Source organism: Legionella nautarum, assembly GCF_001467895.1.
GTDB classification, from domain to species: Bacteria; Pseudomonadota; Gammaproteobacteria; order Legionellales; family Legionellaceae; genus Tatlockia; species Tatlockia nautarum.
This window is the reverse complement of sequence record NZ_LNYO01000013.1, coordinates 1,287,509-1,295,353: the sequence shown is the minus strand read 5'-3', so window position 1 is coordinate 1,295,353 and position 7,845 is coordinate 1,287,509. Positions and strand designations below refer to the sequence as shown.

Genomic DNA, 7,845 nt, shown 5'->3' with positions numbered 1-7,845 from the left:
TTGGAAGATGAAGAGCGTCAGGAAGAGGAACGCAAGCGTCAGGAGCAAGAGCGTCAGCGTTTGAAAGATGAAAAACGCAAGGAAAAAGAAGAAAGCAAAGAAGCAGAGCGTCAACGCTTGAAAGATGAAAGGCGTAAAGAGAAAGAAGAGCGCAAGCACTTAGATAAACAGAGAAAAGAGGAACTCAAGCTTCTGGAGCAAGAGGAAGAAGAACAAGAGATCAATAATAATACCGATGACAACGAGTTAGAAAATCCTATTGCATTGCTTAAGAAAGCGGTAGAAGACTATAAGCGCCAACGTGCAGGCGAATCGGAAATTTGGTTTAGCTTTTTCCAATACACACAGAAAGGTAAATTAGCCGCTGCTAGCAATTTTATTAATGGCTTACTAGAGACTAATCGATATATTTCAGAGGAAGATCGCGGCGCACTTAATGATGGTCGGCTTGCTGATAAGCTTGAGCAATACCTTGAACAATATGGTGACCAACTCCAAGTCGCTTTAGCTGCTGATAAGAAATTCAATTCGATTGATGAGCTGATAGATTTTCTGAATCAACGTGACCCTATTAATACACTGATTTGGATTGCCCATGAATATAAAGAAAAGCGAGCAAAAAGAGAGTTTATCTACGGATTCTCTATCTTTGAAAAATTTCAATATAATCGCGACGATAAAATGGATGGGGCAAGAAATTTAATCAATCTTCTTCTTCGACAAGATAATGAATCATTTGAAGGCGCAAAAATAGCTTTGCAGCCAGGATCTCGAGCTTTGGGTGCCTTGCAGCAAGGATCTTTAGGAGATTCTCTTCAAGAATATATCGATAAATATGGTGTTGCGTTAGCAACAGCGCTAGGGATAGACCATGCAATTCACAATGTGGAAGAGTTAGTGAATGCTTGTATTTCGCTGGATACACCGAAATTGGAAGGAGCGATCGTCTAGGTCGTCACCCCCTTTGCTCTTGTGTACCATTGGTTGAGCCTTGGCTCGACCTATGGTCTTTTAACACTAACCCTTCAAATTAGCGATCAAATTATCTTTTTCAAGCCAATTATCATTTAACCAATTCCTAAATTCCAACTGGGTTTCATCATCTTCGACTAAATTAGAATGTGCAAATTGAGAGGGGATGGGTAATTGGCGAATATGTATTTTAATGGACTCGATTCTACGACAAAGGAAATCCCAGAGTGAATGTTGTTTTCCCGAGTAAATAATAGTGACGTCGAGTAAACTATTAAATTGCTGCCCCATGGCAGAGATAACAAAACTAATGCCTCCCGCTTTGGGTTTGAGTAAATGTTGATAGGGGGATTTTTGTTGTTGGTTTTTTTGCTGGCTATAGCGGGTGCCTTCAACAAAACTCATGATTGTCGCAGGGGAATGTTTAAAGCGTTCAATGGCTTTACGTGTGGCCTTTAAATCTTTGCCTTTTTTATGTGGTTTTCTTACTAGATAGTCTTTCGAGTAACGCTTCATAAAAGGACAGCCCATAGCCCACCAAGAGAAACCTAATAATGGAATCCATTTTAGTTGATCTTTAATGAAAAATTTCAGTGTTGGTATTTTTCGATTAAAAAGTCGCTGCAAAACAACAATATCCAACCAGCTTTGGTGGTTAGCAATCACTAAATACCAGTCTTTACGATTTAAATTATCTAAACCACTCACCTGCCATTTGATTTTTTGGGCTCGTCCAATATAAGCATTATTCGAATCGCACCAGATAGTCGCTATGGTGTCAACGAGCCGGGTACAACCGGCTTGCCAACGTCGATGGGGAAATAATTTTAATAATCCAATAAAAAGAATTGGAATAAAACAGAGAGTAGTGACTGTGATTAAAAACATTAATGCGGCCAAACCATGTAGTTGGCCCCCTGATTTTCTTTCTTTGGGCATAGATTAACTCCTGATGGCTAGTCTAAAGCGTAATTTAAATCAGCAATCAGATCATCGATATGCTCGATTCCCACTGATAGCCTGACAAAACCGTCCTCAATTCCAAGTTCTCTACGTGTTTCTGCAGGGATAGAAGCGTGAGTCATTATCGCGGGATGCTCAATGAGACTTTCAACACCACCTAAACTTTCTGCGAGCGTGAATAATTCACAACGAGATAAAAAGCGAGTTGTATCGGCCAAATCACCTTTGATGGTTATTGATATCATGCCGCCAAAAGCCTGCATTTGTTCTTTGGCAAGTTGATGTTGTGAATGACTGGCAAGCCCAGGATAGATAACTTTTGCAACTTTAGGATGTTTTTCTAACCAACTTGCTAATTGTTCTGCATTTTCACAATGCCGTTGCATACGTAGAGGAAGCGTTTTCAAACTGCGAAGCACCATAAAACTGTCGAAAGGACCCGCGATACCTCCACAGGAATTGTGTAGGAAAGCTAATTTTTCGGCTAATTCCGGTCTGTCGCCAACGACTACTACCCCGCTAATCACATCCGAGTGACCATTTAAATATTTAGTGGCAGAATGTAAAACAAGATCAAAGCCCAACTCCAAAGGCCGTTGAATCCAAGGTGTGGCAAAGGTATTATCTGCAACGCTAAGTAATTTATGACGTTTCGCTAGTGCAGCAATTTCACGTAAGTTAGCGAGTTTTAACATTGGATTTGAAGGTGTTTCAACCCATAACAGGCGAGTTTTAGGCGTAATTGCCGCTTCGATATTACGAATATCAGTCATATCGACGAAAGAAAAAGAGAGATTTGATGTTCTTGTTTTAACCTTATCAAATAATCTAAAACTACCGCCGTATAAGTCATCCGTAGCAATGACATGGTCACCTGCATCAAGTAGGTCGATAACGGTATTGATTGCTGCCATTCCAGAAGCAAAGGCAAAGCCCCGCAGCCCTGATTCAAGGCTTGCTATACAGCCTTCGTAGGCAGAGCGAGTGGGGTTATGGGTTCGTGAATACTCATAACCTTGATGCACCCCTGGTGCTGATTGACGGTAAGTAGAGGTTGCATAGATAGGTGTCATAACCGCGCCAGTACTTGGATCCGGTTGTTGCCCTGCGTGAATTGCTCTAGTATTAAAGTGAGTTTTGTCCATTGTCGCGTTCCTTATTTAAAAAGCCTCCCAGGCAAAAATCGTAGGAGCAGTATATAATAATCTTAATGAGTCTTAGATGCATAAGTTGTTAAAAAAAATAAATTGCTTCATATGGAAGTCAATTTTAGTGAGGGACCAATGAGTAGGCAAGAAATTGATTACGAAAAAGTTGCCTCCGCAGCCGAATCTGTAAAAAAACGTGGCAAGGAGCCTTCAATAACCAACGTTTGCGAAGAATTAGGAATTATCTCCTTTACACCTGAGTTATCTTCATTGCTCGAAAAATGGTACCACAATCAGCCTGAATTTCAGCGTTTGAACAACTCCCCTCTTTCTGAAAATATTAAGATAGAAAGTGACATTCTTGAAAAAAATATTGAGATGGAGAAATCATTATCGCTGTTGCGCGCGACCCTAGAGTCTACTGCGGATGGAATAATGATGGTCAACGGGAAAGGACAGGTTGTTGATTGGAATCAAAAATTTGTCGAAATGTGGCGCATTCCCTCTCACATGCTTGAATCCGGTACAGAAAGTATTGGTTTTGAATATATTTTAGAACAATTGAGTAATCCGGCCGCTGTTATTTCTGATGTGCAATACCTTTACGAAAATCCCGATTGGCAGGGTGAATTGCCTTTACTTCATTTTAAAGATGGCCGCATTTTTGAGCGATATACGCAACCTCAGCGAGTTGGCAATGAAATTGTAGGTCGCGTTTACAGTTTTCGCGATGTTACAAGTCGTTTGATGTCAGAAGATGCACTGCGTATCCGTGAAAGAGCGATCGAAGCAAGCACTCATGGTGTAGCAATCATTGATATTACCAAACCCCATCAACCTATTATCTATGTGAATAAAGCGTTTGAGCGAATAACGGGGTACACTGAGAAACATGCAATTGGCCAAAACTTAGCACATTTGCAAGGTTCTAAGACTGACCAAGTGAACCAAAAACGTATTTTGTTAGCCATTAGAGAACAACGCGAAGAAACAGTGGAGATTGAAAGCTTTAGACGCAATGGAGAACTGTTCTGGTGCGAACTTAGCGTAGCGCCAGTTAGCGATTCCTTTAATAAGGTCAGGCATTATGTTTGTATTATTAACGACATTACGCAGCGACGGGAAATGGAGAAGCAACTCGTTCGCCAAGCCACGCATGATTCACTAACCGAGCTCCCTAATCGTGTTTTGCTTATGGATAGGGTGGAGCAGGCGATTTTACAAGCGAAGAAAAAAAATACACTTCTTGCTTTCCTTTTCTTGGATTTAGACCGTTTTAAAATGACCAATGATACCCTAGGCCACAGTATCGGTGATAAGTTATTGCAAGCGGTTTCGAATCGTCTACTGATTGCTACCAATGATTTTGATACGGTAGCAAGGCTTGGTGGTGATGAGTTTGTTATTCTTCTACCTGAATTAAATAGCGAACAACAGGCTCAACAGATGGCTCAGGAGATTTTGCATCTCATTGAAAAGCCATTTCAGGTCGATCAACATAGTTTAAAAATTACCGGAAGTATTGGTATTAGTTTTTACCCCAAAGATGGTCTTGATTATGAATCATTGATGAAGAGCGCTGACTTATCGATGTATCACGCAAAAGATAGCGGCCGTAATAATTATCGTGTTTTCGAACAAGAAATGAATCGACGCGTTATCAACCATATGCAATTGGATAACGCCTTGCGTGACGCACAAAAGAAAAATGAATTTTATCTTGTTTATCAGCCACTTATTGATTTAAAGAAAAATCGTATCCTTGGTTTTGAGGCTTTAATAAGATGGAATAGTCATTTATTAGGCCAAGTATCGCCCATGGAATTCATTGGTATGGCAGAGGAAAATGGATTAATTATAAGCATCGGTAAATGGGTGTTAGAACAAGCCTGTGCTCAAGCAATGCGCTGGCATAATGAAGGTTATAAAGACTTAAGTATTTCTGTCAATATTTCAGGTCGACAATTCCGACAAACTGATCTTCCAGAAGTGATTGCAGCCGTATTAAAAAACTCAGGCTTAGCGGCGAAATTTTTAGAATTAGAACTAACAGAGAGTTTGCTGGTAGACGATTTGGATCATGCCGTTGAAACCATGTATAAATTAAAAGACATGGGTATCAAATTAGTAATCGATGATTTTGGTACAGGTTATTCGAGTTTGTCTTATTTAAAACAGTTCCCCGTTGATAAATTGAAAATTGATCGCTCTTTCATTAATGAATTAGTCAACAAAGAAAATGATGCAGCCATCGCGCGTGCAATTATTAATCTAGGCCATAGCTTAAATCTAGAAGTGTTGGCAGAAGGGGTTGAAACTGAATTACAAAAAGATTTTATCATTGCTCACGGCTGCGACTTCGCTCAGGGCTATTACTTTAAACCCCCGAATGTACCTGATGAGTTAAAGGATTATTTGCTTAATTTTCCCGCTGCTGGTTCGAGCTAGTAAGGATTCTATGAGCTCCTTAAACGGACTCTATCCCTACCTCCCGTGACTATAACTATAATTTTCTCCCTACGTCCCGCAACTTGTCCGCGGGATCCAGAGATCTCAATATGAAAAAAGATCGCCTATCTACCGCGGACAAGCCGCGGTAGATAGAGACGAGAGTAGAGTTTGCAACAACGCCGGACAAACCGCGGTACGCAGGGGGGAGTTATTTAGCCTTCGCAACCAATTTTACTTCCACATTTCCATGTATTGCTTTCGAATAAGGGCAAACAGTGTGAGCAGTATCAACTAATTCTTGAGCAGTCTGCTGATCGACACCCTCCACTTCGACTTCTAAGACAACAGAAAGAAAAAAACCTTTTTCATCCGTTGAATTAAGAGTAACGGTTGAAATAACAGATGATCCAGTGATAGGAATTTTTTTATTTCTAGCAACAAGACGAAGCGCACTCTCGAAACAAGCCCCATAACCAGTAGCAAAAAGCTGCTCGGGGTTAGTTGCACCGCCTTGGCCTCCAAGCTCTTTTGGTGGAGCCAACTTAAGATCTAAGATCCCATCAGCCGATTTAGCATGACCTTCACGACCTCCAGAGATAAAAACTTTAGTTGAATAAAGCACGCCCATCATAATCCTCCTTGTCAGTAAGCTTCTAACATAAATTTTCCCCATCTACATTGTCAACTTAATTAAGGAAATTTCGCAGACAGGTACGATTTATGCTGAGGGTATTATAAGAATGTTTATTAAATAGGTGGTTTGTGACTAAAAAGACTTAACCCAACTAATTGCCAGTAAAAAATTTTAGGGATAGCTCATCTTAAACAAACTATGTTAGTGCTCGCACTTTTTAGATTGGTCGAGATGAAAGGCAAGGGAGAAAATGATGAGAACTGTAACCATTATTGGTTCTGGTTTAGCAGGGGCTTTGGTATCGCTCTACATGGCTAGGCGTGGCTACCAGGTGGAGCTATTTGAAGCTAGGCCTGATATGAGAATTAAGGAGATCAATCAAGGACGCTCCATTAACCTCGCTTTGTCTTGTCGTGGAATGACGGGCTTAGCAGGCGTGGATTTGATGCGAGAAGTGAACGACCTCATAGTCCCCATGCGGGCTAGAGCAATTCACTTGCAAAATGGTGAAATAAAATATCAAGCATTTGGGCGTCATAAGGATGAATATATTAATGCGATTTTACGTAGTGAACTCAATGAGTTACTACTGAATAAAGCGGAAATGGAGCCGGGAATACGCTTGCACTTTAATATGAAACTTGTAGGTGTTGACGTGCATAACAAACTAATCAATTTAGAAGACAAGGATGGCAACCCTGTAAGCAAGGCCTATCAGTTTTTGATAGGCGCGGATGGTGCTGCCTCAATTGTGCGTGAAACCCTTGTCACAGAGCAATTAATTGATGCTAGGCGTGAGTTTCTCCCGCATGGTTATAAAGAGTTATCTATCTCTAAAAACCACACGCAAGGTTTTGTACCTGAACATCTGCATCTTTGGCCAAGAGATTCATTTATGTTATTGGGTAACCCTAATCGCGATCAGTCAATCACAGGCTCGCTGTTTTTACCTAAAGAAGGTAAAAACAGTTTTGCAGAACTTGAGGACGAAGATAGTATCCATGCCTTTTTTAAAGACAAATTCACCGATGCTTATCACGCGATGCCGAATTTAATTCAAGAGTTCACTGAACATCCGATGGGGCATTTAAGTACTGTTAAGTGCTCCCCCTGGTATTTTGAAGATTCTTGCTTGCTCATTGGTGATGCAGCGCATGGCTTGGTGCCCTTTTTTGGACAGGGAATGAATAGTGCCTTTGAAGATTGCCGCATCTTGAATGAGTTTTTGGAACTTTATCATGATGATTGGCAACAAGCGATTCCGGCATTTTATAAGTCACGTAAGCTCAATACTGATGCTGTCGCTGAAATGTCGATGGATAACTATCATGAGATTCAATCAGATATACAAGATGAAAAATTCAATTTAAAAAAACAAACTGAGCAGGAGCTCATGCATCGTTATCCCGAAAGATACGTTTCTAAGCATGTATTAGTCATGTTTACTAACACGCCTTATGCCAAAGCAAAGGCTCACGGGGTTTTGCAAACTGAATTATTAAACGAAATTTGTACAAAAGTGAGGTGCATTGAAGAGATAAATTGGAATGAAGTAGATAGATTAATGAAAACCTATGACAAAAAATTGGCGAATTTAGGTTAGTTTTTTTAGATTTCATTAAAATTGAAAGAGTTTGTGGCCATTTTTTTGTCAAAAAAACTGAATTCGGAGCCATT

At 40.3% G+C, this 7,845-nt stretch carries 6 protein-coding genes; 3 read left to right on the top strand and 3 right to left on the bottom strand.

Going from position 1 to position 7,845, the window contains the following annotated elements; all coding sequences use genetic code 11:
• Window positions 1–951 (top strand): hypothetical protein (locus Lnau_RS16550; RefSeq protein ID WP_202972575.1); only part of this gene is annotated, 951 nt, incomplete at its 5' end.
• Between the two features lie 66 nt (window positions 952–1,017).
• On the opposite strand, the gene Lnau_RS09155 is transcribed toward Lnau_RS16550, so the two are convergent.
• Window positions 1,018–1,911, bottom strand: a complete 894-nt coding sequence (locus Lnau_RS09155; protein ID WP_058504801.1) for an acyltransferase — start codon at window positions 1,909–1,911, stop codon at window positions 1,018–1,020.
• A gap of 17 nt (window positions 1,912–1,928) precedes the next feature.
• Window positions 1,929–3,080, bottom strand: a complete 1,152-nt coding sequence (locus Lnau_RS09150; protein WP_058504800.1) for a trans-sulfuration enzyme family protein — start codon at window positions 3,078–3,080, stop codon at window positions 1,929–1,931.
• Between the two features lie 138 nt (window positions 3,081–3,218).
• On the opposite strand from Lnau_RS09150, the gene Lnau_RS09145 reads away from it, so the two are divergent.
• Entirely contained in the window at window positions 3,219–5,531 is a 2,313-nt protein-coding gene (locus tag Lnau_RS09145; RefSeq protein WP_058504799.1) for a bifunctional diguanylate cyclase/phosphodiesterase, read from the top strand.
• Window positions 5,532–5,742: 211 nt separating this feature from the next.
• Here the strand turns inward: Lnau_RS09145 and Lnau_RS09140 are convergent, their stop codons facing one another.
• Window positions 5,743–6,165: an organic hydroperoxide resistance protein gene (locus tag Lnau_RS09140; protein WP_420795477.1), complete on the bottom strand. Its 423-nt coding sequence runs from the start codon at window positions 6,163–6,165 to the stop codon at window positions 5,743–5,745.
• A gap of 256 nt (window positions 6,166–6,421) precedes the next feature.
• Here Lnau_RS09140 and Lnau_RS09135 point away from each other — a divergent pair, with 256 nt between their 5' ends.
• Window positions 6,422–7,771 carry an FAD-dependent oxidoreductase gene (locus Lnau_RS09135; RefSeq protein ID WP_058504797.1) on the top strand — a complete coding sequence of 450 codons (1,350 nt, stop codon included), beginning with the start codon at window positions 6,422–6,424 and terminating at the stop codon, window positions 7,769–7,771.
• The last annotated feature ends 74 nt before the right edge of the window (window positions 7,772–7,845 follow it).

Excerpts from the sequence above, each read along its gene's own strand:
- Lnau_RS09155 (WP_058504801.1), bottom strand. The coding sequence starts at position 1,911 with ATGCCCAAAGAAAGAAAATCAGGGGGCCAACTACATGGTTTGGCCGCA.
- Lnau_RS09150 (WP_058504800.1), bottom strand. The coding sequence starts at position 3,080 with ATGGACAAAACTCACTTTAATACTAGAGCAATTCACGCAGGGCAACAA.
- Lnau_RS09145 (WP_058504799.1), top strand. The coding sequence starts at position 3,219 with ATGAGTAGGCAAGAAATTGATTACGAAAAAGTTGCCTCCGCAGCCGAA.
- Lnau_RS09140 (WP_420795477.1), bottom strand. The coding sequence starts at position 6,165 with ATGATGGGCGTGCTTTATTCAACTAAAGTTTTTATCTCTGGAGGTCGT.
- Lnau_RS09135 (WP_058504797.1), top strand. The coding sequence starts at position 6,422 with ATGAGAACTGTAACCATTATTGGTTCTGGTTTAGCAGGGGCTTTGGTA.